Raw genomic sequence first — 25288 nt, 5'->3', positions numbered from 1 at the left:
CCGCGGCTTTGCTATCCAGGTCGGACGCCGATGTGCACGACGTCCGGAACGCCCCGGGCAACGGGGATCTCTTCGGTGCGCACCTGCTGGAACCCGACATTCCGCAAGGTTCCCTCGAATTCCGGAGACGGCTCGGCCGACCACACGGCGAGCACTCCTTTGGGCCTCAACACCCTTGCGCAGCTTGCCAGTCCGGCCGGAGCGTACAGTCCCGCGTTGCCCTCGGTGACCGTCCAGCCTGGGCCGTTGTCGATGTCGAGGCAGAGCGCGTCGAACGTGGCGGATGTCTCATTGACGTAGTCGACCAGGTCACTCTCGACGATCTCGGTGCGCGGGTCGGCGAGCGCGGACGCGGTCAGGTGGGCGAGCGGGCCGTCGCGGTGCCAGCCGACGATCGCGCGCTCCCGCTCGACGACCGTGATCCGCCCCCAGCGCGGGTCGGCCGCGGCGTGCGCGAGCGAGAAGCCGACGCCGAGGCCGCCGATCAGCACGTCCGGGCGGGGCCTGCCGTCCAGTGCGGCGAGCGCGGCGTCGACGAGGAGGCGCTCGGAACGCCCGTCGGAGGTGTCCATCAGGAAGCAGCCGTTGGCGATGATCTGCAGCAGCGGGCCGTGCCGGCGCAGCACGACCTCGCCGTGCGGACCCTCGCGGCGGTCCAGCACGACCGGGGTGCCGTACGACGTGGTCATGGGGTCATCCTGCCCCAACGCGCCTGCAAGGCCACGTGAATTACGGGTGACAGCGGCGGTACGACAATCTGCGAGGATCATCGATGAGGATCTTGCATGAGGAACTTAATAGCTTCCTGAGAATCGGCCGCGCGGTGGCGTCGGTCATAGACACGAGGCGTCCGTGACCCGAAGGGTGGGTTGCGACGGAAGGAGCTCCCCACGGTGGAACGGACTGCGACGGCCGAGGCCGGGGCGTTGCCGGCGCCCCCGGACGCGCCCCTTCCGCCGCCGCCCGGGGACGTGGGACGCCTGCTGGACGGGATGCCGCAGCAGCGCCCGCGCGGCGAGTCCGCCGCGGCCCCGCGCGGCCTCTGCGTGGAGGCGGCGGGGCGGGTGCCTCTCGCGCCGGTGCGTGCCGCCGGCCCGGTCCGCGCCGCTCAGTGGCCGTGGGCGCTGCACCCCTGGCGACTGCTGCCCGGCCCCGCCAGTACGCCGTTCACCTTCTGGTACGCGGCCCTGCTCGCCGTCACCTCGCTGATCGCGCGGTACGCCGATCCGCACCTCATGGACGCCCTGTACCGCCACTCCAGCACGGACGTGGCCCACCTGGTGCGGGTGCCGGCGCTGGTGCTGCCGGCGAGCGCGCTGTGGATCGCGGGCGGGGTCATGTCGCCGTACGCGCTGTGCTTCCTGCTGGTGCTCACCGCGCTGGAGCGGCGCACGGGCGCGTCGCGGACGGCCGGGGTGTTCCTGGCCGGGCACGTGCTGGCCACGCTGGCCACCGAGATCCCGGTCGCCCTCGGGGTGCTGGCCGGGGGCCTGCCGGACAGTTCGCTGCACCGCCTCGACTACGGCATCAGCTTCGGCGTCGCCGCGAGCGTCGGCGCCCTGGCCGGGCTGCTCGGCCCGTGGGTGCGCTGGCCGATGCTGACGCTGTTCGTGGCCACGATCCTCGAGGACCTGCTCACCTTCGTCGACCCCATGACGAGTTGCGGCCACCTCATCTCCGTGGGGCTGGGCATGGCGGCCTGGCCGTGGCTGCGGCGCTCACCACGACTGCGGGCCTCCCTGGCGGGTCGCTGACCTCCCTCGCGGGGCGCTGACTCCCTCGGGGGCTGCCTCGCGGGTCGATGACTTCGGGTCGCCGACCTCCCTCGATCCGCAGGTCCCCGGCCGCCGGTCCGCTGATCGCTGTGGGCGAACGCCGCGCCGGGAACATTCCAGGCCGCCCCGGGCATTGAGTCGGCATAGCTCAACTTGACTGCCGAAGGGGAGATCATGGCTGCTGAGTCCACGGCGTTCACACCGCTCGTCCTGCCCGTGCTGCCGCTCGACGACGAGGTCGTGCTGCCCGGGATGGTGGTACCGCTGGACCTGAGCGACTCCGAGGTGCGCGCCGCGGTCGAGGCCGCCCAGGCCGCCGCACGGTCGGAGCCGGGCAAGCCCAGGGTGCTGCTGGTACCGCGCATCGAGGGGACGTACGCCAGGACGGGCGTGCTGGGCACCGTCGAACAGGTCGGCCGGCTGGCCGACGGCGACCCCGGCGCCCTGATCCGCGGCCGCGGCCGGGTACGGATCGGCGCGGGCACCACCGGCCCCGGCGCCGCGCTGTGGGTCGAGGGCACGCGGATCGACGAGAGCGTCCCCGACCCGCTGCCCGGCCAGGTGGCCGAACTGGTCAAGGAGTACAAGGCCCTCGCCACCGCCTGGCTGCGCAAGCGCGGCGCCTGGCAGGTCGTGGACCGCGTGCAGGCCATCGACGACGTCTCCGCGCTCGCCGACAACTCCGGCTACTCGCCCTTCCTGACCACCGAGCAGAAGGTCGAGCTGCTGGAGAGCGCCGACCCGGTGGCCCGCCTGAAGCTCGCCACCCAGCAGCTGCGCGACCACCTCGCCGAGCAGGACGTGGCCGAGACCATCGCCAAGGACGTCCAGGAGGGCGTCGACAAGCAGCAGCGGGAGTTCCTGCTGCGCCGCCAGCTCGAAGCGGTGCGCAAGGAGCTGCGCGAGCTGAACGGCGAGAGCGAGGGCGAGGAGTCCGACGACTACCGCGCCCGCGTCGAGGCCGCCGGCCTGCCCGAGAAGGTCCGCGAGGCCGCGCTCAAGGAGGTCGACAAGCTGGAGCGCGCCTCCGACGCCTCGCCCGAGGGCTCCTGGATCCGCACCTGGCTCGACACGGTCCTGGAGATGCCGTGGAACGAGCGGACCGAGGACGCCTACGACATCCAGGGCGCCAAGGCGGTCCTGGACGCCGAGCACGCGGGCCTGCAGGACGTGAAGGAGCGCATCACCGAGTACCTGGCCGTGCGCAAGCGGCGCGTCGACCGCGGCCTCGGCGTCATCGGCGGCCGTCGCGGCGGCGCCGTGCTGGCCCTCGTGGGACCCCCCGGCGTCGGAAAGACCAGCCTCGGGGAGTCCGTCGCCCACGCGATGGGCCGCAAGTTCGTCCGCGTCGCCCTCGGCGGCGTCCGCGACGAGGCCGAGGTGCGCGGCCACCGGCGCACGTACGTCGGCGCGCTGCCCGGACGGATCGTGCGCGCCATCAAGGAGGCCGGGTCCATGAACCCGGTGGTCCTGCTGGACGAGATCGACAAGGTGGGCTCCGACTTCCGCGGCGACCCGGCCGCGGCCCTGCTCGAGGTCCTGGACCCGGCGCAGAACCACACCTTCCGGGACCACTACCTGGAGGTCGAGCTCGACCTGTCGGACGTGGTCTTCCTGGCCACCGCCAACGTGCTGGAGGCAATCCCTGAGGCCCTCGCCGACCGTATGGAGATCGTGCGGCTCGACGGTTACACCGAGGACGAGAAGGTCGTCATCGCCCGCGACCACCTGCTCCCGCGCCAGCTGGAGCGGGCCGGTCTGAGCAAGGACGAGGTGACGATCGAGGAGGGAGCGCTGCGCAGGCTCGCGGGCGAGTACACGCGCGAGGCGGGCGTGCGCACCCTGGAGCGGTCCGTCGCGCGGCTGCTGCGCAAGGTGGCGGCCCAGCACGAACTGGGCGAGCGGGAGCTGCCGTTCACCGTCACCGCGGACGGCCTGCGCGCCCTGATCGGCCGGCCGCACCACGTGCCCGAGTCCGCCCAGGACCCGGCGGAGCGCCGCACGGCCGTGCCCGGTGTGGCGACCGGGCTCGCGGTCACCGGCGCCGGCGGCGACGTCCTCTTCGTCGAGGCGTCCCTGGCCGACCCGGAGACGGGCGGGGCGGGGCTGACCCTGACCGGTCAGCTGGGTGACGTGATGAAGGAGTCGGCGCAGATCGCGCTGAGCTTCCTGCGCGGCCACGGCGCCGAACTGGGACTGCCCGTGGGCGACCTGAAGGACCGGGGCGTGCACATCCACTTCCCGGCGGGCGCGGTGCCGAAGGACGGCCCGAGCGCGGGCATCACGATGACCACGGCGCTCGCCTCGCTGCTCTCGGGCCGCCTGGTGCGCACGGACGTGGCGATGACCGGCGAGGTCTCGCTGACCGGCCGCGTGCTGCCGATCGGCGGCGTGAAGCAGAAGCTGCTCGCCGCCCAGCGCGCCGGGGTGACCACCGTGATCATCCCCAAGCGCAACGAGCCCGACCTGGACGACGTCCCGGCCGAGGTGCTGGACAAGCTGGACGTCCACGCCGTCACCGACGTCCGCGAGGTCCTGGAGCTGGCCCTGGCGCCCGTGGCGGAGGGCGTGGAGCCGGAGGTTCCGGTCGCGGCGTAGGGGGCACCTCCCAGGCGTTGAGCACTGGGGGAGGACGTGGCCGGAGAGGGAAGGCCCGGGTCCCGTGAGGGAGGCCCGGGCCTTCACCGTGTGCGCCGGGGAGTGCGGGGCTCAGCCGTTGGCCAGCGCCTGGACGCGGTCGAGGGCGCCGTTGAACTTGTCGTGGTCCCCGACCGTCGGGCCGGACGAGGTGTACTGCCACATCGTGTAGTAGCCCCAGCCGGCCGGCAGCGTGCCCGGGTCGGAGGCGTAGCGGGCTATCCACAGCGGGTTGTTGGCCGCGAAGCCGCCGTAGTTGCCCGTGCACTGGGTCCACCAGCTGGTGGCGGTGTAGATGACGGCGTCACGGCCGGTGCGGGCCTTGTAGGTGTTCAGGAAGTCCGCGATCCAGCTGACCATGCCGCTCGCGGACTTGCCGTAGCAGGCGGCGCCGTAGGGGTTCCACTCGATGTCGAGGGCGCCCGGGAGGGTCTTGCCGTCGCGGGACCAGCCGCCGCCGTGGTCGACGAAGTAGTTCGCCTGGGTGGCTCCGCTGGTGGTGTCCGGGGTCGCGAAGTGGTAGGCGCCGCGGATCACGCCGACGTTGTAGGAGCCGTTGTACTGCTGCGCGAAGTAGGGGTTCGTGTAGTACGTCCCCTCGGTCGCCTTGGTGTAGGCCCAGCGGACGCCGCTGTTCCACAGCGTGGACCAGGCGACGTTGCCCTGGTAGCCGGCGACGTCGACGCCCTCGGTCTGGGTGGCCTGGTCGCTCGTCGGCGTCCCGGCCTGCCCGTCGTGGGCCAGTACGCCCATGCCCATGTGGGCGGAGCCGCGGGCGGGCGTGGTGGCGGCCGAGGAGGGGGTGGTGGCCAGCAGGGAGCAGGCGGCGAGCAGGGCTCCCGCGAGGGTCAGCCGCCGGACGCGGGCGGCGGGCCTGGCGGATCTGAACCTGCTGGATCTGCGTACGGGCATGACGTGCCTCCGAAGCTCGGTGGTGCACGGTGGGGGGGGGGAGGTGCGGGGCATGCCGGCCGGCACCGCTGGGGAGGGTGGGCCGCCGCTCGCCGAGGTGCGGGTCACGGCTGGCGTGGGCATGCCATTCGTTGCCTGACGAAGACGCTACGCACGTAGAACGGGGCTGGGAAGGGGGTCCGGTGGCTGCCGTTGGTCTACGCCTGCGAAATACTGACGGAGCTGCGGCGATGGCCGCGCCTGACGGAAACTTTCAGGACCGGGAAACTCGAGGCAGGGGCTGACGTGCAGGAAGACGCGAGAGGCGACGGGCGCGCGGCCGGGCCCGGCGCGTCGCCGACCGGACCGGACCGGCCGTTCCTGGCCCTGGAACGCGAACTGACGGTGCTGCTGCGGCGGGCGCGGGCCAGCCAGGGGGAGATGGCCCGCGAGGTCCACCCGGACCTGGAGTCCGCCGCCTACGGGCTGCTGGTGCGGCTGGACGAGTGCGGCGGACGGCGGGCCACGGAGCTCGCCGCGTACATCGGCGTGGGCAAGGCCACCATGTCCCGCCAGCTGCGCGCCCTGGAGGAACTGGGCCTGGTCGCACGGGAACCCGACCCGGCGGACGGCCGGGCCTGGCTGGTCGCCCTCACCGAGGAGGGCCGCCGCCGCGTGGGCCGCGTCCGCGAGGCCCGCCGCGCCCGCTACGTCCGCCAGCTCGCCCACTGGGACCGCGGCGAGGTCGCGGAACTGGCCCGCCTGCTCCACGAACTCAACGAGGTCGCGGAGAAGTAGACCCGGGGCGCCGGCGGCTCAGGGCTCCACGAACACCGCCGTCGCGTCGTCGTGGGTCTTGCTGCGGCGCAGATACGCGCGCTCCTCCTCGTCCGCCGTCTCCAGCGCCCGTACCCGGTCCACCAGGGCGCGGGCGCCCTCCTTGCGCAGCAGGCCCAGGCACTGGGCCCAGTCGCCCTCGTGGAACTTCTCCACCCAGCGCGCCGCGCCGTCCGTCAGCGCGGCCAGGGCGCGCACCCCGGAGCGCGGCACGCTGCCCGTCACGGCGCGGGCCGCCACCGAGGGATCCGCGGCGGCGGTGAAGAAGCCGCCCTCCTTGTTGCGGATCTCGGCGTCGATGAGCGCGTCGGTGGCCAGCGAGGCACGCGGCAGGCGGGCCAGACGGTCGTCGAGGACCGCGGTGACCTGCCCGCCCGGGGACTCCAGCAGCAGCACCGAGTCCGACAGGACCAGGTAGTCCAGCGTCCGGGCCGACCAGCGGGCCAGGACGACGGTTGCCTGGGGTGTCCGCGGGTGAGAAAGGTCACAAGTGATCTTGTGGGCCCCGGCGGTCGTGGAGATCGCGCGGGCGAGGATCTCCGGCAGCGTCAGATCCGGGTAGGAAACGGTCAGTTCGGTCAGCGCGCCGCCCAGCCGGGCGGTGAACCAGGGAACCGAATGCAGACATCCCGTACCGGTCCTCGGCGGTGTCACGCCGTCCAGGACGACCAGGCAACCGCCCTGTCCGAAGGCGGATACTCCGACGCTCGCGAAGTCCTCGTTGGGGCGGTCCTCGTGGCCGGGCTCCGAAACAACTTCAGTGCGCATCCGGCCAGTCTGCACGAGGCCTTCACAAGGTTCGCCAAAGGCTGGCAACCGGCCCTGAATTGATGCGGCGACGCAGGTCAGACGCCTGTTTTGGCCCGGAATGGCGGGCTCGGCCGACCCGTGGCGGCGAATCCTGCCAAAGCCTGCGGCGCACGTCCAACCGGCCCGCCGCGCCGGGCCGTCGCACGTGCCGTCGGGACTTGCCCGCCAACTCCCCTCCGATGTTCACTCCTTCGGGTGGCCGGTCGGACGATGCGGGACCACCGCCCACCGGCACTGGGAGGGTCGGAAACCGATGCAGGCCCCCTGCTCCGGCGAATCCGGCAGCACGGGGAGGGTGTACGCACCCGTCGTCCAGAACTGACGGAACGTCACCCGGACCCACGAGTACACGAGTCAGGAATGCGAGCACCGGTGCAGAAGACGCGGCCTCGGCGCCCAGACAGGCAGACGGCTCCGGCGGGGATCCCCGGGCCCGGGCCCGTGCCCGGCACGGCTCCCGGCGCCCCCGCCACCCCTGTCGGCAAGGGCCGGCCGACCCACGTACGCAACCGCCTGATCGCCGCCGTGGCCGTGGTGGCCGCCGCCGTGGCCGGCGCCGGGGCACCCTCCCTGGTCGCCGCCTCCGGGCAGCTGAGCGACTCCCAGGACCTGGTGACGCTCGCCGGCCGGACCCAGGACGCGCTCGCCCTCGCCCACTCCCTGGCCGACGAACGCGACGAGGTCACCTCCTACGTCGCCGCCGGCCGCCCCAAGTCCAAGGCGCCCTCCGAGCAGCGCAGCACCCGCGTGGACCGCCAGGTCGACGACCTGCGCGCCGACCCCGACACGCCCGCCTGGCTGCGCACCGACCTCGACGGCATCGCCGCCGTGCGCCGCGCCGCGCTCACCGGGCAGAGCACCGCGCTCCAGGCCCACCAGGCGTACTCCGCCGCCATCGCCGAACTGCACAAGCTGGCCGAACAGCTCGCCGACAGCATGCCCCCGCGGGCCGGGTCCGGCGCCCACTCCCTGGCCGAGCTCGACACGGCCGTCCAGCAGGCAGCCGCCGCCCGCGGACTGCTGCTCGCGGCCCTCAGCGTGCCCCACTCCACGCAGACCGTGATCAGCCCCGTCACCGGCCTGCCCACCACGACCAGCACCTCCTCGGCCGCCGCGGCCAAGCAGCGCGACGCCCTCAGCGCCGCCGCCCAGCAGGCCCGGGTGCGCTCCGACGCGGCCCTCGCCGGCTTCCGCGACACCGCGCCCGACGCGGCCCGCGAGTCCTACGACTCCACCGTCACCGGCCCCGAGGCCGACTCCGGCGAGTCCTACCTGACCAAGCTCACCGACCGGCCCACCCTGTCCGACTCCGAGCTCAACACCAGCACCACGAAGGCGGAGGCGGCCCTCACCGCCCGTATCGACCTGATGCGCGGCGTGGAGTCCTCCCTCTACGACCACCGCACCAAGGACCTCGCCAAGCTCCGTGACGACGATGTCACCGCCCTGGAGCTGCGCATCGCCCTGCTCGGCGCCCTCCTGCTGCTGACCATCGCCGTGGCCACCGCTCTGGCCCGCACCCTGACCCGCCCCCTCGCCGTACTGCGCCTGGGCTCCGCCCGGCTGGCGGGCGCCGAGGACGTCACCACCGCGGACCCGATCGCCTTCACCGGCCGCAACGACGAGTTCGCGCAGGTCGTCCGCTCCGTCAACGAACTGCACGCCCGGGCCGCCGCCCTCGCCGAGCGGGTCGCCACCCTGGAGTCCGACCGCAAGCACCTGGTCGGCCAGCGCCAGAAGATGGCCGACGCCCGCGAGGAGCTGCGCGCCGAACTCGCCGCCTCCGCGGCCCAGCTGGACCGGCTGCGCGGCAGCATCGGTGGCACCTTCGTCAACCTGGCGCTGCGCACCCTCGGCCTGGTCGAGCGGCAGCTCGCCGTCATCGAGGGCCTGGAGGAGCGCGAGCAGGACCCCGACCGCCTCGCCACGCTCTTCCGGCTCGACCACTTCGCCACCGTGATGCGCCGCCACAGCGAGAACCTCCTCGTGCTGGCCGGCACCGAGCACGTGCAGCAGCACGCGGGGCCCGTCCCGCTCGTCGACGTGGTGCGCGCCGCGGTCAGCGAGATCGAGCGCTACGAGCGCGTCCGCATCGCCGCGCTGCCCCCGCACGCGCACGTGGCCGGCTTCGCCGCGGACGACCTCTCCCACCTGCTCGCCGAGCTGATGGAGAACGCCACGTCGTTCTCCCCGCCCGACCAGCCGGTGGAGGTCTCCGGGTGGCTGCTGGAGAACGGCGAGATCATGCTCTCCGTCCAGGACGAGGGCATAGGCATGGCCGGCGAGCGCATGGCCCGCCTCAACGGCCGCCTCGCCGAATTCGACCCCGACTCCCCTTACGACCAGGAGGGCGAGGACGGCCTGGGTCTCGGCCTGTACGTGGTCGCGCGGCTCGCGCACCGGCATGGGGTGCGGGTCAGGCTGCGCGAGCAGAAGCAGGGCGGCACGGCGGCGGTCGTGGTCGTCCCCCGCACCCTGCTCGCGGCGGCGCCCGCCGAGGGCGTCCCCGCTTCCGGCCAGGCCCACGGCGGCCCCCGCACGTACTCCCTGCCCGGCGCCAACGCCGAGGTCAACTCCAACGTCCTGCACGGCCGTTCGGAGTCGGCCGACCCCCTGGTCGCCCTGGCCGAGCACGCCACCCGCCAGGCGGAGGCCAAGTCACCGGCCGAGCGGGAAACGCCGGACACGCACCCGTCCGACGCGCCCACCCGCACCGACGCGCCCGCCCCCACCGGCGAGGCGGCTTCCGCCGGCGAGACCACGTCCACCACCGGCTCGCCGGCGACCGCGGACCTCCCGGCGGAGTCCCCGGCCGAGACCACCATGGAGCTCCTGCTCCCCATCCAGCCGCAGCCGCGGCCGCAGGCCGAGCCTCAGCGCCGGCCGCAGGCCATGGCCCAGCCCCAGCCGCAGGCCGAGGCCCCCTCCGGTCATCCGGAGGAGCCCTTCCGCGTCCACGCCCCGCGGGTCGACGACGCACCCTTCCCGCAGGGCCCCCCGCCGAGCCGCACCCACGCGCCCGAAGCGGAGCCCGAGGCAGAGCCCGTGAGGGAAACCGCGACAGGAACCGCGAAGGACGCGGCAGCCGAGGCGGAGCACCACCGTGCCCAGGACGAGGCGGACGACGAGCCCGTCACCGCCAAGGGCCTGCCCAAACGCACTCCCAAGATCACCGCACCCACCCCGGCCCCCCGCCGGCGCACCGGCTCCGTGGACGCCGAGGCACTCCGCCGCCGGCTGGGAGGCTTCCGTCAGGGCGCCCAGGCCGGCCAGCGCGCCGTGGCGACGGAGATCGCGGAACAGACGGCCGGCAACGACCGGCCGGCCGTCCCCGCACCCGGCCACGGCCGCCAACACGCCGAAGAAGCCACGGGGGGCACAGTCGAGGAGGCAAGCAGTTGACCGCGCCCAGTACCTTCGGACTGAGCAGTGAGGCCCGCAACCTGCACTGGCTGCTGACCAACCTCGTCGAGGAGGTACCCGGCATCGAATCGGTGGCCGTGGTCTCCTCCGACGGTTTGCTGCTGCTCTCCTCCGACCCCGGCCGCAACTCCGAGGCCCGAGAGAAGGGCGCGGTGGCCCGCACGGGCCCGCGCGGCTCCTCGGCCGACCTGGCCACCATCGTCTCCGGCATCGGCAGCCTCACCATCGGCGCGGCCAAGCTGATGGACTCGGGGGCCGTCAAGCACACGATGGTCGCCATGGACGAGGGCAGTGTGTTCGTGATGTCGATCAGCGACGGCTCGCTGCTCGGCGTGCACGGCTCCGCCGACTGCGACATGAGCGTGGTGGCGTACCACATGGCGCTCTTCGTGGGCCGCGCCGGGCACGTGCTGACGCCCGAACTGCGCAGCGAGCTGAGGAAGTCCCTGGAGTCCGATCCGGCGGGGAGTCACCGATGAGCAGTCCCATGAGCGGCCCGGCCGACGCCGCGTACGAACGCCGGCTCCCGGTGCGCGGCGGGGACCGCAAGCCCGCCCGCGTTCGCCCCTACTCGCTCACCGGCGGCCGTACCCGCTTCGGCCACGTCCTGCTGGTGGAGACGTTCGTGGCCGCGCTGGAGGCGCCCGAGGAGCGCAGGGAACTGACGAACGGCTCGCTCACCACCCGGGTCATGCCGGAGATGCGGGCCATCGTCGAACTGTGCCGCCGTATGCGCACGGTGGCCGAGATCGCCGCGCTGCTGAAGATGCCGCTCGGTGTGGTCCGCGTGCTCCTGAGCGACCTCGCGGACCAGGGAAAGATCCGTGTGTACGGAACCGGGACCGGTCACGGCACCGGCCGTCCGGACCGCGCTCTGCTGGAAAGGGTGCTGAGTGGACTCCGCCGTCTCTGACGCCGCCGGCGTCGCCCCCCTCGTCGAGGCCGACGAGGACCTGAAGTCCTGGCAGACGGACCGCACCCGCGCCCCGATCGCCACGAAGATAGTGGTGGCCGGCGGCTTCGGCGTCGGCAAGACCACGCTGGTCACCGCCGTCTCGGAGATCACGCCGCTGCAGACCGAGGCGCTGATGACCGAGGCGAGCGAGGAGACCGACGACCTCACCGCCACGCCGGGCAAGCTGACCACCACGGTGGCCATGGACTTCGGCCGCATCACGCTCGACGACGACCTGGTGCTCTACCTGTTCGGCACGCCGGGGCAGCAGCGGTTCTGGTTCATGTGGGACGACCTGGTGCGCGGCGCGATCGGCGCGGTCGTGCTGGCCGACACCCGCCGGCTGAAGGACTGCTTCCCGGTGCTGGACTACTTCGAGAGCTGCGGGCTGCCGTACGTCGTCGCCGTCAACCACTTCGACGGCACCGAGCTGTTCGAGCCGGAGGACGTGCGGGAGGCGCTGACGATCCCCCCGCACATACCTGTCATGATCATGGACGCGCGGCGCCGGATCTCGGCGATCGAGACCCTGCTGGCCCTCGTGGCCCACGCCCTGGAGGAAACCCCCGAGTGAACGGGTGACCGCCCGTAGCACTCCTCCCGCCGTCCAGAAGTCCTAGGAGGCACCACCCGCATGCGCAAGATACTCGTCGTGGGGGCCGGCCAGTCCGGCCTCCAGCTCGCCCTCGGCCTTCAGTCGCACGGGTACGAGGTCACCCTGATGTCCAACCGGACCGCGGACGAGATCCGCTCCGGCCGGGTCATGTCGACGCAGTGCATGTTCCACACCGCGCTCCAGCACGAGCGCGACCTGAAGCTGAACTTCTGGGAGTCGCAGGCCCCGCGCATCGAGGGCCTCGGCGTCTCCGTCGCCGCCCCCGGCTCCTTCGACCCGGGCCCCTCGCAGCGCGCGATCGACTGGGTGGGCCGCCTCGACGGGTACGCGCAGTCGGTGGACCAGCGGGTGAAGATGGCCGGCTGGATGGAGGCCTTCGCCCAGCGCGGCGGCCAACTGGTCATCCACGGCGCCGCCGTCGGCGACCTCGACTACTTCTCCCGCGCCTACGACCTGGTGCTGGTCTCCGCGGGCAAGGGCGAGCTGGTGTCGATGTTCGAGCGGGACGCCTCCCGCTCCCCGTACAGCGAGCCCCAGCGCGCGCTGGCGGTCGCCTACGTGCACGGGCTCGGCCCGCGCCCGGAGCACCCCGACTTCGACGCGGTCCGCTGCAACCTGGTCCCCGGCGTCGGCGAGCTGTTCGTCATGCCGACGTACACCCTCTCCGGCCGCGCCGACATCCTCTTCTGGGAGGGCGTCCCCGGCGGCCCGCTGGACGTCTTCAACGGCGTCAAGGACCCGGGCGAGCACCTGCGCCTGACCCTGGAGCTCCTGGAGAAGTTCCTGCCCTGGGAGTACGCGCGCGCCACGAAGGTCGAGCTCACGGACGCCGGCGGCACGCTGGCCGGGCGCTACGCCCCGACCGTGCGCAAGCCGGTCGGCCGGCTGCCCGGCGGCGGCCTGGTCCTCGGCGTCGCGGACGTCGTCGTCGCCAACGACCCGATCACCGGGCAGGGCTCCAACTCGGCCTCCAAGTGCGCGGCCGCCTACCTCGCCTCGATCCTCGAGCACGGCGACAAGCCGTTCGACGAGGAGTGGATGCAGCAGACGTTCGACCGGTACTGGAACACCGCCCAGCACGTCACCAAGTGGACGAACGCCATGCTCGCCCCGCCGCCCGAGCACGTCCTGAACCTGATCGGTGCGGCCGGTCAGCTCCAGCCGGTCGCCGACCGCTTCGCCAACGCGTTCAACGACCCGTCCGACTTCGAGAACTTCTTCTACGAGCCGGAGAAGACAGCCGCCTACCTGGCCTCGGTCACCGGAGCCCCGGCCGTCTAGAGCGCGGCGTCCGGCCCGTGCGGGGCGCCCGCGGGAAGCTTCGGCGGCGTGTAGCGCGCCAGGGGCTTCCCGCCCGGGTCGGGCCGTACGGCGCCCAGCACCGGCGCGACGGCGACGGGTGACACCTTGACCTGCGCGCCGGGTCTCGGCGCCTGCACCACCATGCCGTCGCCCAGGTAGAGGGCGACATGGGTGGCCTTGGGGAAGTAGACCACCAGGTCGCCCGGCCGCAGCTCGTTCAGCGGGATCCGCTTCAGCCGGGCCCACTGCTGCTGGCTGGTGCGCGGGATGGGCGTCCCCGCGTGCTGCCAGGCCTGCGAGGTCAGCCCCGAGCAGTCGTACGCCTTCGGCCCGGCCGCGCCCCACTGGTACGGCTTGCCGACCTGCCGCACGGCGTAGCCGACCGCCTCCTCGCCCTTCTCGGTGGGCGGCCGGTCGTCGCCCAGCGCCCCGGAGGCCAGGAGCTTTCGCTGCGCCTCGGCGGTGCCGTCGCGCTCGAACGCGGCGAGGGCGGACAGCTGTTCGGGGGTCAGCGAGGCGAGCAGCCGCTCGACCTCGTGCAGCCGTGACCGGACGTCGTCGCGGGCGCGCTGCTGCCGCTGGGCGAGGGCGAGTTGGGTGTCGAGCGCCTTGCGGGCCTCGCGGGCGAGGTCGGCCGCCCGCTTCTCGCTGCCGGCCAGCCGCCCCACCGTCGAGGCCCGCTCCCGCGCCAGCCGCCCGATCACGTGCCCCTCGTCGAGCGCGCGCTGCGGATCACGGGCCAGCAGCAGCCGTACGTACGGGGAGAGGGCGCCGGAACTGCCCTGGTACTGCTCGCGGGCCAGCCGTCCGGCGTCCCCCCGGCTGTCGTGCAGGGCGAGCCGGGCGCGGGCGAGGCCGGCGTCGAGGCGGGCGACCTCGGAGCGCTGCCGTGCCATCTGCTCGGCGGCGGTGTCGTAGGTCTCGGTGGCCTCCTCGGTCTGCCGGTACAGCTTCTGAAGGTCCGTCAGCAGGTCGGCCACCGAACGCTGTCCGGGCCCCGTCGGTCCGGGCACGGCCACGGCTCCCACCGGGGCCAGGGCGGCCTGCGCCGCCACCGCGGCCGTGCACACCAGACGCAGCATCCTTCCTGACACGCCATCACCTCCGGTGCGGGGCGGCCCTTCCGCTCCACACCGTGAGGATTGGACGTATGAACCGACTTGTGTGCCCGTTGTGGGCCGCCTGGCCCAACGCGCTCACCCGCCGGTGTCACCCGGCTTGCCCTCGGGCCCTTCCTGGGCCTCCGGCGCGCTCCGGGGCCCGGGCTTGGACCACGGCCACCTGAGCCGCCCGCTCCTGGCGCCCTCCGGATCGAACTCGTACTTCCACCCCAGCGGCACCCCGAGCCGCTTGCTCTGCCCGCGCGGCACCCTGCGGTAGACCAGCACGGTCGGCGGGCCGCCGGCCGAGTCCGGCACGGGGATGCGGTACGTCTTGGGCGGGTGCCCGGTGGGTCCCAGCAGCACGGGCAGCACCCTGCCGTCCATGGGGCCGCCCTCGAAGGGGGTGTCTTGGCTCTTCACGGCACCAGTGTCAGCCATCCTGCGCGGACAGCACCCGCTCCACGAGCGCGGCGGTCTGCGGGTCCCGGACGGCGGTCACGGCCATCACCGCCATGAACTGCTCGACCAGCCAGTCCCGCAGCTCCGCCACCGGCGGCTGCTTGTCCTCGTCGAGCCAGATGAGGGAGGCCGCCTCCACGGCCGTGATCCACACCCGTACGGTCATCCGCAGCCGGGGCCCGGGGTCCTTGACGCCCAGGTGGCTGAGGATGTGCTCGGCGGCGGCCCGGCGCACGCCGTCCACGATGGCGGTCGTGCGCGAGGTCTCCACGACGCTGCCGCCCTGGAGCAGCGCGGAGAACCCGGCGTCGTGCTCGTCGACGAAGGCCAGATAGCGGTCCACGGCGCGGGCGAGGCGGGGGAGGAGGGGTCCGACGTGCGGCTCGTCGAAGCAGTGCCGCAGCTCCTCGGCGGCGGAGCGCAGCGCGGCCTCGTACAGCTGCTGCTTGCCGCCGGGGAAGTACCGGTACACCAGTGGCCGCGAGACCCCGGCCGCCTCCGCCACGTCGTCCAGCGAGACCTCCTCGGGCGCGCGGTGCGCGAAGAGCGACAGCGCCGCGTCGAGCAACTGCGCCCGCCGCTCCTCGACGCTGAGGCGGCGGTAGGCGGGCGTGGACGCGGCAGCACTCATGCCCGGCAGCGTAATCGCCTCCCGGCGGCGCCACCCACGCGAGCGCCACCCACCGCGAGCGTCACCCACCGGGAGCGTCATCCACGCGAGCGCCCCCGAGGCCGCCCGCCCGCGGCCCGGGCGGCGAAGGCCGGCGGCTCGGGCAGCGGGGAGCCGCCGGCCTGCTTCGGGCAGGGGTCAGGCCAGCAGCCCGGAGGACTTCCACAGGCGGCGGCCCACTCCGCGCAGCACGCCGATGTCGTCCAGGAAGTCCGTCAGCCGCCTGGCGCCCGTCTGCATGACCTCGCGCCGGTGCCCGCTGGCCTTCACCTGCGCCATGGCCTCGCGCCTGTCCAGGCCGACGTTCGTGTAGACCTCGGGGTTGACGAAGGCCACCGAGAACACCCGGGCGAACTCGCCGGAGGTCACCCGGGTGAACTCCTGCGACCACTTCGGCGCGGTCATCATCTGCCGGCGCAGCTCCTCGCGGGCGTACCGCACGTGCCGCGCCTCCTCCACCACGTGGATGCGCGTGACGCCCCGGATCAGCGTCTGCACCCGCTCGTCGGGGAACGTCAGACGCTGCATCCAGTCCAGGACCTCCTCGCCCAGCAGCGTCGCCGTGAAGGAGCCGGGCGTGGTGGAGATGGTCTTGAAGAGCCGGCCGAGGTTCTGGTGCGCCCGGCTGACCGGGTACCAGGGGGTGCCGCCGCGCTGGATCACGCGGGCGAACATCTTCGAGTGGCGGCACTCGTCCTCGATCTCGGTCAGCGCGTACCGCACGTGCGCGCTCGTCGCCGCCTTGTCGTAGATGTGCCGCACGAGCAGCTGCATGAGGATCAGCTCGAACCAGATGCCGAGCGAGGCGAGCGCGGCCGCCTCGTGCTGGGAGAGCAGGATCCGCTGCTCCTCGCTCATCCGCTTCCACATCGGCGTGTCGTACAGCGACACCAGCTCCGGCGGCCAGAACCACTTGCCCTCCTCGAAGGGCGCGTCCCAGTCCAGCTCCTTGTCCGGGTCGAAGGAGTGCTTGGCGGAAGAGTCGAGCAGCCGCTCCGCCACCTGCTCCCGGTCCTTGAGCAGGCCGAGTGCGTCGCGCAGTCCGGCGAGCGCGTCGGCTTCCGTCACGGTCGTCATGGCTGTCCACCTCGTCGTACGGGGGTGCGGCTGGGATCGCTGGTTACCCGCGGGTCAGTTCTTCCGAGTCTTATGAGACTGCCTGTCAGCAAGCTCGTCAATCCCTTGCACATGACTTGTTGACTCGGCGTCTACGTGTGAGCCTGCCGGTATGCCGACCTACGACCTGTACGCCAACGACCCCGGCGACCCCCACTGGCAGGTCCCCGCCTCCGGCGCCGCGCGCTTCAGCTGGGAGTACGACGAGGGACGCGACCGACTGCTCGCCCTGTACCAGAAGGGCAAGGACAAGCAGTGGGACGGGCAGAAGCGGATCGACTGGGACCTGGAAGTCGACCCGTACGACCCGCTCGGCACCCCCGAGGAGGCGATGACCCTCTACGGGACGCGCCACTGGGACCGGATGACCGAGCGCGACAAGGGCGAGCTGCGCCAGCACTTCGCCTCCTGGCAGTTCAGCCAGTTCCTCCACGGCGAGCAGGGCGCCATGATCTGCGCCGCCCGGATCGTGGAGTCCGTCCCCGACCTCGACGCCAAGTTCTACTCGGCCACCCAGACCATGGACGAGGCCCGGCACGCCGAGATCTACGGCCGCTTCCTGCACGAGAAGATCCAGCTGGTCTACCCGATCAACGACAACCTCCAGTCCCTCCTCGGCGACACCCTGCGCGACAGCCGCTGGGACATGCCCTACCTCGGCATGCAGGTCCTCATCGAGGGGCTCGCGCTCGCCGCCTTCGGCATGATCCGCGACACCACCGACAAGCCCCTGCCCAAGCAGATCCTCGCCTACGTCATGCAGGACGAGGCCCGGCACGTCGCCTTCGGCCGCATGGCGCTGCGCGACTACTACAAGCAGCTCACCGACGCCGAACTGCGCGAGCGCGAGGAGTTCGTCATCGAGGGCTGCTACCTCATGCGCGACCGGCTGCGCGGGGTGGAGGTCCTGGAGAACTTCGGCATCCCCAGGGCCGAGGCCGAGGAGCTGAGCGAGCGCTCCGAATTCCTCCAGCTGTTCCGCCGGCTGCTCTTCAGCCGCATCGTCCCGTGCGTCAAGGACATCGGCCTGTGGGGCAAACGGCTCCAGCAGGCCTACGTCGACATGGGCGTCTTCGAGATGGGCGACTCCAACCTCGACCTCCTCATGGCCCAGGACGAGGAGATCGCCGAGAAGCTGGACGCGGAACGCTTCGCGGCCGAGGAGCAGGAGCGCGTGGCGGAGGTCGAGGAGGCGATCAAGGAGGGCCAGAACGTGGCCGGTTGACGCCCACCGGCGCCGCCCTCACCCCGCCGGCCGGGAGCGCAGCACCGCCTGCATCACCGCCTTGGCGATCGGCGCGGCCGTACCGCCGCCGCTGATGTCGCCGCGCCGTGCCGAGGCGTCCTCCACCACCACCGCGACCGCGACCCGCGCGTCCATGTCGTCCCGGCCCTGCGCCCACGAGACGAACCAGGCGTACGGCGTACCGGAGTTGCCGACCCCGTGCTGGGCGGTGCCGGTCTTGCCGCCCACCGTGGCGCCCGGGATCGCGGCGTTGTGGCCGGTGCCGTCGGCGACCACGTCGCACATCAGCTCCCGCAGCCGCACCGCCGTCTGCGGGCGCATCACCTGCCGCGGCGGCCGCGAGCCCGCCGCCGACACCAGGCCCCCGCCGCGGCGCGTGGTGCGCTCCACCAGGTACGGCGCCCGCACCTGCCCGTCGTTCGCGACCGCCGCCGCCACCATCGCCATCTGCAGCGGGGTCGCCCGCGTGTTGTACTGCCCGATGGAGGACAGCGCCAGCTGCGCCCGGTCCACATGCGTGTCGAACGTGCTCGGCGCGACCGAGAAGGGGATCCGCAGCCCCTCGTCGTTGAACCCGAAGCCGCGCGCCGCCTCCCGCATGCGGTCCACGCCCACGTCCACGGCGAGCTTGGCGAACACCGTGTTGCACGACCACTCGAAGGCGTACCGCAGCGAGGCGTTCTCGCACCCCTCGGCCTCGTTCGCCAGGCTCGTCCTCGTCCCCGGCAGCCGGTAGGGGTCCGGCGAGTCGGTCGGCGCGTCCAGGTCCGTGACCAGGCCCGCGTCCAGCGCCGCCGCCGCGGTGACCACCTTGAACGTCGAACCGGGCGGATAGGTCTGCCGCACCGCCCGGTTCAGCATCGGCTTCTCCGGGTCGTCGTTCAGCCGCGCCCAGGCCGCCGCCACCGCGGGGCCGTTGCCGGACAGTTCGCCCGGGTCGTAGGACGGCGTGGACGCCATCGCCAGGATGCGGCCCGTCGTCGGCTCGATCGCCACGACCGCCCCCTTGCGCGTGCCCAGACCCTGAAACGCGGCCCGCTGCGCGGCCGGGTCGAGGGTCGTCACCACGTTGCCGCCCGGATTGCGCGCCCGCGTGAAGTCGTTCCACAGCGGGAAGCCCGCCAGCATCGGATCGGTGCCCGCGAGCACCCGGTCCTCGGCGTGCTCCAGGAACGTCGTCCCGTACCGCTGCGAGACGAAGCCGGTGACCGGCGCGTACAACGGCCCGTCCGTGTACGTCCGTTCGTAGCGCAGCTGCTCACCGGTGTCCCTGGAGCCGGTCACCGCCCGCCCGCCCACCAGGATCTGGCCGCGCGGCTGCTCGTAACGCGCGATCGTGGGACGCCGGTTGGCCGGGTTGCCGCCGTAGGAGGGACCCTGGAGCACCTGCAACCAGGCGGTGTTGACCAGCAGCGCGCCCAGCAGCAGGACGCAGAACGCGGCCGCGTGCCGGATGTACCTGCTCACGGCGCCACCTTCCCGTCGTACTGCCGGCGCGCCACATGGCTCACCCGGATCAGCAGCGCCACGATCGCCCAGTTGGTCACGACGGAGGAGCCGCCCTGGGCGAGGAACGGCATCGCCATGCCGGTCAGCGGGATCAGCCCGGTCACCCCGCCCGCGATCACGAACACCTGCAGGGCCACGATCGAGGCCAGGCCCACCGCGAGCAGCCGCCCGAAGGGGTCGCGCAGCGCCAGGCCCGCCCGGTAGCCGCGCTCGACCAGCAGGGCGTAGAGCAGGAAGACCGCCGACAGCCCGGCCAGCCCCAGCTCCTCACCGGCCGTGGCCAGGATGAAGTCCGACTTGACGGCGAAGCCGACGAGGATGGAGTGCCCGAGGCCCAGTCCCGTGCCCAGCACCCCGCCCGCCGCGAACGAGAACAGCGACTGCGCCACCTGGCCCGGGCCCCGCCCCTCCTCGATCGACGCGAACGGGTGCAGCCACTCCTCCACCCGGCTGTGCACGTGCGGCTCCAGCCAGCCCACGGCCACCGCGCCCGCCGCCGCGAGCAGCAGTCCCACCGCGATCCAGCCGGTGCGCCCGGTCGCCACGTACAGCAGCACGACGAACAGGCCGAAGAACAGCAGCGAGGTCCCGAGGTCGCGCTCCAGCACCAGCACGCCCACGCTCAGCAGCCAGATCGCCACCACCGGACCCAGCACCCGCCCGGTGGGCAGCTGGAGGCACCACACCCGGCGGCCGGTGTACGCCAGCGCGCTGCGGCCCGCGGCCAGGTACGCCGCGAAGAACACCGCGAGCAGCACCTTCGCGAACTCGCCCGGCTGGAAGGAGAACCCGCCGAGCCGGATCCAGATGCGGGCGCCGTTCACCGGCGGGAACAGGATCGGCAGGGTGAGCAGCGCCAGCGCGGCGACGACACAGACGTAGGAGTAGCGCTGGAGCCAGCGGTGGTCGCGCAGCACCAGCACCACCAGGATGAACAGCGCCACGCCCAGGGTGGACCACACCAGCTGCACCGGCGCGGCCCGCGCGCCCGGCGTCTCCAGGTCGAGCCGGTAGATCAGCACCAGCCCCAGCCCGTTGAGCAGCACCGCGATGGGCAGCAGCAGCGGGTCGGCGTACGGCGCCCGCAGCCGCACCGCGCCGTGCGCGAGCAGGGCGAGCACGCCGAGCCCGGCGCCGTAACCGGCGGCGCCGGGCGGGACGGTGCCGTACCTCGCCAGGCCGACGGCGCAGTAGCCGTACACCGACAGCAGGACCGCGAGGACGATGAGGGCGAGTTCGACGCCGCGGCGCCTGGGGAGGCGGGCGGCGGGCGCGGGCGGGGCCGCCGCTGTCACGGTGGTGCCGGTCTTGGTCATGTCCGGAACTTACCCAAATCAGGTGGTGCGTCCGCTTCGGACGTCAGCACCAGCGTGGCGTGGGCCCGATGTTCCGGATGAAGCGGGCCGACCCCCACGTCCAGGTGCCGTCCGCCAGCAGGTACCAGACGCGATTGCCGAGGACGTTCCCGCCCAGCGTCTTGCAGTAGATCCACACGATCTCGCCCGGCCGTGCGATCCGGAGCACCCGGCTGCCCCGGTCCGGCCGGGTGTGCAGGGCGAGCCCGCCGCGCGCGACGACCCGGCCGCGGTAGAAGCGGGGGTCGTCCTGGCCGGCGGGGACGGCAGTCTTGCCGGTGCTCTCGCTCGCGGTGGTGCCGGCGGCGTGGGTCTTGCCGGTGGCGTCGGTCTTGCCGGGGGTGGTGCTCTTGCCCGCGGTGGTGCCGGTGCCGCCCGGCGCCGGGGCCGGGGCCGGGGTGGCCGGGGCCGCGTGGCCTGGGGCGGGGTCCGGGGCGGCGCCGCGGCCGTCGTCGGCGACGGCCGGCACGACGGCCGCGGCGGTCAGCAGGGCGCCGGCGGCGGCCGCCACGGCCAGCCGGGTGAGGGGGGAGTGCAGGGACATGGGGTGGTACCTCCACCTGAGGTGGCGAAGCCCGCCGGCCGTACGGTCACGGGCAGATCTGACTAATCGCCACATTAGGAGCGTCGCACCCCGGCCGCCCGTCACACTGCGCCACCTGAGCCACCGTCACCTGCGTGCCGGGCCGGGCGGGCGGCTGTCACCGGGTGGCGCCGTCGCCCGGGCCGCCGCCGGTGGCCGCCCGTACGCCCGGACCGCCCGCCTGCCCGGGCCCGTCCTCCGGTTCCGGCGGGCTCTGAGGCAGCGTCAGGGTCGCCACCGCCCCGCCGTCCGGAGCGTTGGCGAACTCCAGCCGGGCGCCGAGCACCTCGGCCTGGCCCAGCGCGATCGTCAGCCCGAGCCCGTGACCGGTGGCCCCGCCCTCGGTGCGGAAGCGCTGCGGGCCGTGCGCCACGAGGTAGTCCGGGTAGCCGTCGCCGTGGTCCCGCACGGTGACGACCGGGCCGTCCACCGTCAGCACCACCGGCGGCCGCCCGTGCCGGTGCGCGTTGGCCACCAGATTGCCCAGCACCCGCTCCAGCCGCCGCCGGTCGGTCTCGACGTACACGTCCCCTACGATCCTGACCTCCGCGCCGGTCCCGGCCGCGGCGCCCGCCGCCCGCACCGCGCGCTCGGCCACCGTGCTCAGGTGCTCGGCGTCCAGCGCGGGCCGCTCCCGCCCGCTGTCCAGCCGGGAGATCTCCAGCAGGTCCTCGGTGAGGGTGCGCAGCGCGGCCACCCGGTCGCGCACCAGCTCCGTGGGCCGGCCCGGCGGGAGCAGTTCGGCCGCCGCGTGCAGTCCCGTCAGCGGGGTGCGCAGCTCGTGCGCGACGTCCGCGGTGAACCGCTGCTCGGCCAGCAGCTTGCCCTGGAGCGAGGCCGCCATCGAGTCCAGCGCGGCGGCGACCGCGGCCACCTCGTCCTGCGGGCGCGAGGGGTCCCGGGTCAGCGGGTCGTGCACGCGCGCGTCCAGGTCACCGGTGCTGATCCGGCGGGCCACCTGGGCGGTGGCGTGCAGCCGCCGCGTCACCCGGGTCACGGCGAACGCGCCGATCAGCAGCGTCACGCCGATCGCCAGTCCCGAGGACCACAGGATCGACTGGTCCAGGGCCGCGATGGTGCGGGCCTGCTGCGAGTAGTCCACCTCCACGGCCAGCGCCCGCCCGTGGTCGGCGGGGCCGGCCGCCCACATGGTGGGCCGCCCGTTGTGCTGGTCGACCACCGTGCCGCGCTGCCCCCGCGCCGCCAGGTGCCGCAGCGATCCCGGCAGCCCCGGCGGGTCTACCCCGGCGCCCGGCAGCATGGTGTCCCCGGACTCGAAGGCGCTGGTCGCGTCCTTGAGCCGGGCCAGCGCCAGGGCGCGCGCCTGGCCCACGGTCTGGTCGGTCACCGAGACGTGCACGAGGACGCCGAGCAGCGCGGCCAGCGCACAGCACATGACCGTGATGAAGGCGGCGGCCTTGGCCGCGAGCGTCCCGGCCCACCGGGGCAGCACGGCTCTCATCGCGTGCTCGCGGCGGGGGAGTCGGCGGGGGACTCGGACGGCACGTCCGGGGTGAGGGAGGGCCTGGGCACCGGCGAGAGCGAGGCGGAGGGCGCCGGGGTGTGCGCGCGGGTCGGCTTGTGGGTGCCGGTGCGCAGGAACTCGTCGCGCGAGAACACCATCGCCCGCTGGTCGGGGTCCCAGGACCAGGTCGTGCGGTACTCGTAGCCGGCGATCCCGGCGGGGGACCGGATGATCACCGCCCGCCCGGCCAGTTCGACGCCGATCACCGCGTCGTCGTTGGCGAACACCTGCACGAGCCGGTGCTTCTCGAAGGTGTAGACGCGCACCGCCGTCTGATTGGTGGGGTACAGCCGGAAACCGAGCGTCATGTCCTCGCGCCCGTCCCCGGTCAGGTCGCGGTAGTACGGCTGCATGACCGGGCACAGCCTCCGCTCGGCGGCGCTCTTGTGCCGGCCGCAGTCCGCGAGCCGCGTGACCGTCTCGCGGTAGGGCGCCTTGGCCACCGTGTAGTCGTCCGGATGCGCGGCGATCTCCGCCCGTACGACCGCCACCGGATCGACCTTGCGGATGTCGTCGCCGGGGGCGGTTATGCCCTTGACCGTCTCGATCTGCACCTCGTCGTAGGGCCAGGCGGGGCTGGCCGCCGGGCGCAGCGAGGGCCACAGCCGGGCCGGGCTGATCGCGGTCGGCGTGGCACCCGCGCCGCGCAGCCCGCCCGCGTCGCCGCAGCCCGCCGCCGTCACCAGCACGAGGGCGGCGAAGGCGGTGGTCAGGGCGGTGGAGGAGGGTCTGCGGGACACTGGTACACCTTATTAGTACGGAAGTCCTTTTTGTTCACCGCCGCCGTCCGCCGCCGCCCGTCGTCCGTGTCCCGGGGGACGGCGTGACGGCGGCGCGGTGACCGCGCGGTGCTGCCCGCAGAGCGTACGCACTCGAAGGTAAAACGATTATTCGGCCAGCTCCTCCAGGAGCCTCGCCGTCGACAGGCCGGCCCGCAGATACTCGACGAACAGCTCGTTGTGCAGGGCCCAGGGCGAGCGGCGGGCCCGGATCAGACGGATCGCCTCGTTGGCGGTCAGCCCCCGCCGGATCAGCGAGTGCGCGACCACCAGTCCCGACCGGTTGTACCCCGAGTAGCAGCGCACCAGCACCCGGCGCCCCGCCTCCACCGCCTCACAGGCCGCCTGCGCCAGCCGCATCACCCCCGCCAGTTGCGTCCCGTCCAGCGGCCCGTCGGGAATCGGCCACACGTGGTGCTCCACCCCGGCGTCCGGACCGTACCCCGGCAGCCTCAGCAGGCTCTGCACCAGGTCGAACTCGTCCCGCACGACGGCGAGCTCCAGCTTTCCCGAGCGGCTCCTGAACTCGTGCCCGCCCATCCACAGGCCGGGCACGATCTCGCTCCACGGGCTGTCCGGAGCCGGTACGTCGGGCTGCTTCCTGCGGGTACGCAACGGGCGCCTCCCCCACTCCGCTCCCAACCGCCCCTCAAAGGTAGCCGGGTTCTTGCCCCGGGAGCACCCCGCCTGTTCCCATGGTCGTGGGGGTGATGGTGCATGAGCGGACACCGCGGACTGCGCGTCATACCGACCTGGCGCCACGGACAGCAAAGGCTCTACGTCTGCCGCCCGGACGGCAGCAACGCCGCCTGGTACGACCGCGACGCCGCCCGCGTCAACCTCCTCGGCGAGGACGAGGAGGAGCGGGAGGCCGTACTGGAGGCCCTGGCCCCCTTCCTCACCGGCCCGGTCGCCGTGGGCCCGCCGCCCGTCCCCACCCCCGCCGAACTCGCCCGCCTCAGCCTCCACCCGGACGACGACCTCGCGCCCAACCGCCCCGGCGAGGCCCTCCTGGTCGCCCTCGAACGGGACCCGGCCCCCGCCCACCGCCTCCGCCCCGACCCGCGCCGCCGCGCCCTGGCCGCCGAGCAGAGCGTCGGCGACGCGCTGGACCGCCTGGACGGCGCCGGCTGGCACGCCCTGCACTCCGTCGCGCTGCCCGGCGGCGACCGCATCCACCACCTGGTGATCGGCCCCGGCGGCCTCTTCGCCGTCCACAGCCTCAACGCCCGCAGGCAGCGCGTCCACGTCGCCGACCCCATGGTCGCCCTCGGCCGCCACGAGGCCGAGCCCGTCCTGCGCCGCGTCCGCTCCTGCGCCGACCGCGCCTCCTACGCGCTCACCGCGGAGGTACGCCCCCTGCTGGTCCTGGACGGCCCGGCCGCCGTGCGGGTCACTGCCCCGCCGAAGGGCGTCCGCGTCCTGCGCGACGAGGAACTGGGGGGCCTGGCCCGCATGGGCGGCGTCCTGAAGCCGGCGGACGTGGAGGCCCTGCACGCGATCGCCCGGGACCGGGGGACTTGGGAGCGGGTCTGACCGGGCGGGGCGGACGGGGACGCCGTCGCTCGCGGGTGCGGGTGCGGTGCCGCCGCTCGCCGGCGTGGCGGGTCGCCGCCGTCCGGCGGGGCCTGGCGCGCCATCCTGGCTCGCGGGTGCGAGTGACGCCGCGCCGGTCACCGGTGCGAGCGGGGCGGCGC

The 25288-nt window shown here is 73.5% G+C and carries 23 protein-coding genes; 10 read left to right on the top strand and 13 right to left on the bottom strand.

Annotation, left to right across the window (positions count from 1 at the left end; genetic code table 11):
- Nucleotides 1-11: 11 nt before the first annotated feature.
- A complete protein-coding gene (locus tag IE217_RS16765; RefSeq protein WP_190178676.1) occupies nucleotides 12-689 on the bottom strand; it encodes a spermidine synthase family protein in 678 nt (225 codons plus the stop codon).
- Nucleotides 690-893: 204 nt separating this feature from the next.
- Between IE217_RS16765 and IE217_RS16760 the strand changes: the two genes are divergently transcribed.
- Together IE217_RS16760 and lon are read left to right on the top strand one after the other, a co-directional pair.
- On the top strand, nucleotides 894-1754 hold the full coding sequence (locus IE217_RS16760) for a rhomboid-like protein (protein WP_190178675.1): 861 nt from the start codon (nucleotides 894-896) through the stop codon (nucleotides 1752-1754).
- A gap of 195 nt (nucleotides 1755-1949) precedes the next feature.
- On the top strand, nucleotides 1950-4373 hold the full coding sequence (lon, locus tag IE217_RS16755; protein WP_190178674.1) for an endopeptidase La: 2424 nt from the start codon (nucleotides 1950-1952) through the stop codon (nucleotides 4371-4373).
- A 111-nt stretch (nucleotides 4374-4484) separates the two neighbouring features.
- On the opposite strand, the gene IE217_RS16750 is transcribed toward lon, so the two are convergent.
- The gene (locus tag IE217_RS16750; protein ID WP_190178673.1) at nucleotides 4485-5324 is read right to left on the bottom strand and encodes a lysozyme; all 840 of its coding nucleotides are present in this window, start codon (nucleotides 5322-5324) and stop codon (nucleotides 4485-4487) included.
- A gap of 285 nt (nucleotides 5325-5609) precedes the next feature.
- Here IE217_RS16750 and IE217_RS16745 point away from each other — a divergent pair, with 285 nt between their 5' ends.
- On the top strand, nucleotides 5610-6101 hold the full coding sequence (locus tag IE217_RS16745; RefSeq protein ID WP_190178672.1) for a MarR family winged helix-turn-helix transcriptional regulator: 492 nt from the start codon (nucleotides 5610-5612) through the stop codon (nucleotides 6099-6101).
- An 18-nt stretch (nucleotides 6102-6119) separates the two neighbouring features.
- On the opposite strand, the gene IE217_RS16740 is transcribed toward IE217_RS16745, so the two are convergent.
- On the bottom strand, nucleotides 6120-6908 hold the full coding sequence (locus tag IE217_RS16740) for a protein phosphatase 2C domain-containing protein (protein ID WP_190178671.1): 789 nt from the start codon (nucleotides 6906-6908) through the stop codon (nucleotides 6120-6122).
- A 402-nt stretch (nucleotides 6909-7310) separates the two neighbouring features.
- Between IE217_RS16740 and IE217_RS16735 the strand changes: the two genes are divergently transcribed.
- Genes IE217_RS16735 through IE217_RS16715 form a run of 5 tightly spaced genes read left to right on the top strand, consistent with a single transcriptional unit; the run spans nucleotide 7311 to nucleotide 13225 of the window.
- Nucleotides 7311-10352, top strand: coding sequence for a sensor histidine kinase (locus IE217_RS16735; protein WP_190178670.1), 3042 nt, complete (start codon nucleotides 7311-7313; stop codon nucleotides 10350-10352).
- Nucleotides 10349-10852, top strand: a complete 504-nt coding sequence (locus tag IE217_RS16730; RefSeq protein ID WP_190178669.1) for a roadblock/LC7 domain-containing protein — start codon at nucleotides 10349-10351, stop codon at nucleotides 10850-10852. Before IE217_RS16735 ends, IE217_RS16730 begins: the two co-directional genes overlap by 4 nt.
- Nucleotides 10849-11286, top strand: coding sequence for a DUF742 domain-containing protein (locus IE217_RS16725; protein ID WP_229865346.1), 438 nt, complete (start codon nucleotides 10849-10851; stop codon nucleotides 11284-11286). The genes IE217_RS16730 and IE217_RS16725 overlap by 4 nt, the downstream gene beginning before the upstream one ends.
- Nucleotides 11267-11902 carry a GTP-binding protein gene (locus tag IE217_RS16720; RefSeq protein ID WP_190178668.1) on the top strand — a complete coding sequence of 212 codons (636 nt, stop codon included), beginning with the start codon at nucleotides 11267-11269 and terminating at the stop codon, nucleotides 11900-11902. Before IE217_RS16725 ends, IE217_RS16720 begins: the two co-directional genes overlap by 20 nt.
- A 60-nt stretch (nucleotides 11903-11962) precedes the next feature.
- A complete protein-coding gene (locus IE217_RS16715; protein WP_190178667.1) occupies nucleotides 11963-13225 on the top strand; it encodes a styrene monooxygenase/indole monooxygenase family protein in 1263 nt (420 codons plus the stop codon).
- Here the strand turns inward: IE217_RS16715 and IE217_RS16710 are convergent.
- From IE217_RS16710 to IE217_RS16695, 4 genes are all read right to left on the bottom strand, one after another.
- Nucleotides 13222-14340, bottom strand: a complete 1119-nt coding sequence (locus IE217_RS16710) for a C40 family peptidase (RefSeq protein ID WP_190178666.1) — start codon at nucleotides 14338-14340, stop codon at nucleotides 13222-13224. The genes IE217_RS16715 and IE217_RS16710 overlap by 4 nt on opposite strands.
- A 102-nt stretch (nucleotides 14341-14442) precedes the next feature.
- Nucleotides 14443-14769, bottom strand: a complete 327-nt coding sequence (locus tag IE217_RS16705) for a DUF8847 domain-containing protein (RefSeq protein ID WP_506004907.1) — start codon at nucleotides 14767-14769, stop codon at nucleotides 14443-14445.
- Nucleotides 14770-14779: 10 nt separating this feature from the next.
- Entirely contained in the window at nucleotides 14780-15439 is a 660-nt protein-coding gene (locus IE217_RS16700; protein WP_190178664.1) for a TetR/AcrR family transcriptional regulator, read from the bottom strand.
- A 177-nt stretch (nucleotides 15440-15616) separates the two neighbouring features.
- Nucleotides 15617-16555, bottom strand: a complete 939-nt coding sequence (locus IE217_RS16695; protein ID WP_190178663.1) for an AurF N-oxygenase family protein — start codon at nucleotides 16553-16555, stop codon at nucleotides 15617-15619.
- A 151-nt stretch (nucleotides 16556-16706) separates the two neighbouring features.
- Here IE217_RS16695 and IE217_RS16690 point away from each other — a divergent pair, with 151 nt between their 5' ends.
- A complete protein-coding gene (locus IE217_RS16690) occupies nucleotides 16707-17819 on the top strand; it encodes a ferritin-like domain-containing protein (RefSeq protein ID WP_190178662.1) in 1113 nt (370 codons plus the stop codon).
- Between the two features lie 18 nt (nucleotides 17820-17837).
- On the opposite strand, the gene IE217_RS16685 is transcribed toward IE217_RS16690, so the two are convergent.
- The 6 genes from IE217_RS16685 to IE217_RS16660 all read right to left on the bottom strand — a co-directional run bounded on the left by IE217_RS16685 (nucleotide 17838) and on the right by IE217_RS16660 (nucleotide 24206).
- Nucleotides 17838-19307 carry a penicillin-binding transpeptidase domain-containing protein gene (locus IE217_RS16685; RefSeq protein ID WP_190178661.1) on the bottom strand — a complete coding sequence of 490 codons (1470 nt, stop codon included), beginning with the start codon at nucleotides 19305-19307 and terminating at the stop codon, nucleotides 17838-17840.
- Nucleotides 19304-20665, bottom strand: a complete 1362-nt coding sequence (locus IE217_RS16680) for an FtsW/RodA/SpoVE family cell cycle protein (RefSeq protein WP_190178660.1) — start codon at nucleotides 20663-20665, stop codon at nucleotides 19304-19306. The genes IE217_RS16685 and IE217_RS16680 overlap by 4 nt, the downstream gene beginning before the upstream one ends.
- A 43-nt stretch (nucleotides 20666-20708) precedes the next feature.
- Nucleotides 20709-21248 (bottom strand): SH3 domain-containing protein, encoded by a 540-nt coding sequence (locus tag IE217_RS16675; protein WP_190178659.1) that lies wholly within the window; start codon nucleotides 21246-21248, stop codon nucleotides 20709-20711.
- 157 nt (nucleotides 21249-21405) lie between these two features.
- Nucleotides 21406-22749, bottom strand: a complete 1344-nt coding sequence (locus IE217_RS16670) for an ATP-binding protein (RefSeq protein ID WP_229865345.1) — start codon at nucleotides 22747-22749, stop codon at nucleotides 21406-21408.
- Nucleotides 22746-23552, bottom strand: coding sequence for a hypothetical protein (locus tag IE217_RS16665; protein WP_190178658.1), 807 nt, complete (start codon nucleotides 23550-23552; stop codon nucleotides 22746-22748). Before IE217_RS16665 ends, IE217_RS16670 begins: the two co-directional genes overlap by 4 nt.
- Before the next feature lie 147 nt (nucleotides 23553-23699).
- Entirely contained in the window at nucleotides 23700-24206 is a 507-nt protein-coding gene (locus tag IE217_RS16660) for a protein-tyrosine phosphatase family protein (RefSeq protein ID WP_190178657.1), read from the bottom strand.
- Nucleotides 24207-24308: 102 nt separating this feature from the next.
- On the opposite strand from IE217_RS16660, the gene IE217_RS16655 reads away from it, so the two are divergent.
- Nucleotides 24309-25127, top strand: coding sequence for a nuclease-related domain-containing protein (locus IE217_RS16655; protein WP_190178656.1), 819 nt, complete (start codon nucleotides 24309-24311; stop codon nucleotides 25125-25127).
- Nucleotides 25128-25288: the final 161 nt, after the last annotated feature.

The organism is Streptomyces naganishii JCM 4654 (assembly GCF_014650575.1).
Taxonomy (GTDB): Bacteria; Actinomycetota; Actinomycetes; order Streptomycetales; family Streptomycetaceae; genus Streptomyces; species Streptomyces naganishii.
This window is presented reverse-complemented; position numbering and strand designations above follow the sequence as displayed.

Excerpts from the sequence above, each read along its gene's own strand:
- IE217_RS16750 (WP_190178673.1), bottom strand. The coding sequence starts at position 5,324 with ATGCCCGTACGCAGATCCAGCAGGTTCAGATCCGCCAGGCCCGCCGCC.
- IE217_RS16700 (WP_190178664.1), bottom strand. The coding sequence starts at position 15,439 with ATGAGTGCTGCCGCGTCCACGCCCGCCTACCGCCGCCTCAGCGTCGAG.
- IE217_RS16740 (WP_190178671.1), bottom strand. The coding sequence starts at position 6,908 with ATGCGCACTGAAGTTGTTTCGGAGCCCGGCCACGAGGACCGCCCCAAC.
- lon (WP_190178674.1), top strand. The coding sequence starts at position 1,950 with ATGGCTGCTGAGTCCACGGCGTTCACACCGCTCGTCCTGCCCGTGCTG.
- IE217_RS16765 (WP_190178676.1), bottom strand. The coding sequence starts at position 689 with ATGACCACGTCGTACGGCACCCCGGTCGTGCTGGACCGCCGCGAGGGT.
- IE217_RS16735 (WP_190178670.1), top strand. The coding sequence starts at position 7,311 with ATGCGAGCACCGGTGCAGAAGACGCGGCCTCGGCGCCCAGACAGGCAG.
- IE217_RS16670 (WP_229865345.1), bottom strand. The coding sequence starts at position 22,749 with ATGAGAGCCGTGCTGCCCCGGTGGGCCGGGACGCTCGCGGCCAAGGCC.
- IE217_RS16675 (WP_190178659.1), bottom strand. The coding sequence starts at position 21,248 with ATGTCCCTGCACTCCCCCCTCACCCGGCTGGCCGTGGCGGCCGCCGCC.
- IE217_RS16695 (WP_190178663.1), bottom strand. The coding sequence starts at position 16,555 with ATGACGACCGTGACGGAAGCCGACGCGCTCGCCGGACTGCGCGACGCA.
- IE217_RS16690 (WP_190178662.1), top strand. The coding sequence starts at position 16,707 with ATGCCGACCTACGACCTGTACGCCAACGACCCCGGCGACCCCCACTGG.
- IE217_RS16680 (WP_190178660.1), bottom strand. The coding sequence starts at position 20,665 with ATGACCAAGACCGGCACCACCGTGACAGCGGCGGCCCCGCCCGCGCCC.
- IE217_RS16655 (WP_190178656.1), top strand. The coding sequence starts at position 24,309 with ATGAGCGGACACCGCGGACTGCGCGTCATACCGACCTGGCGCCACGGA.
- IE217_RS16725 (WP_229865346.1), top strand. The coding sequence starts at position 10,849 with ATGAGCAGTCCCATGAGCGGCCCGGCCGACGCCGCGTACGAACGCCGG.
- IE217_RS16715 (WP_190178667.1), top strand. The coding sequence starts at position 11,963 with ATGCGCAAGATACTCGTCGTGGGGGCCGGCCAGTCCGGCCTCCAGCTC.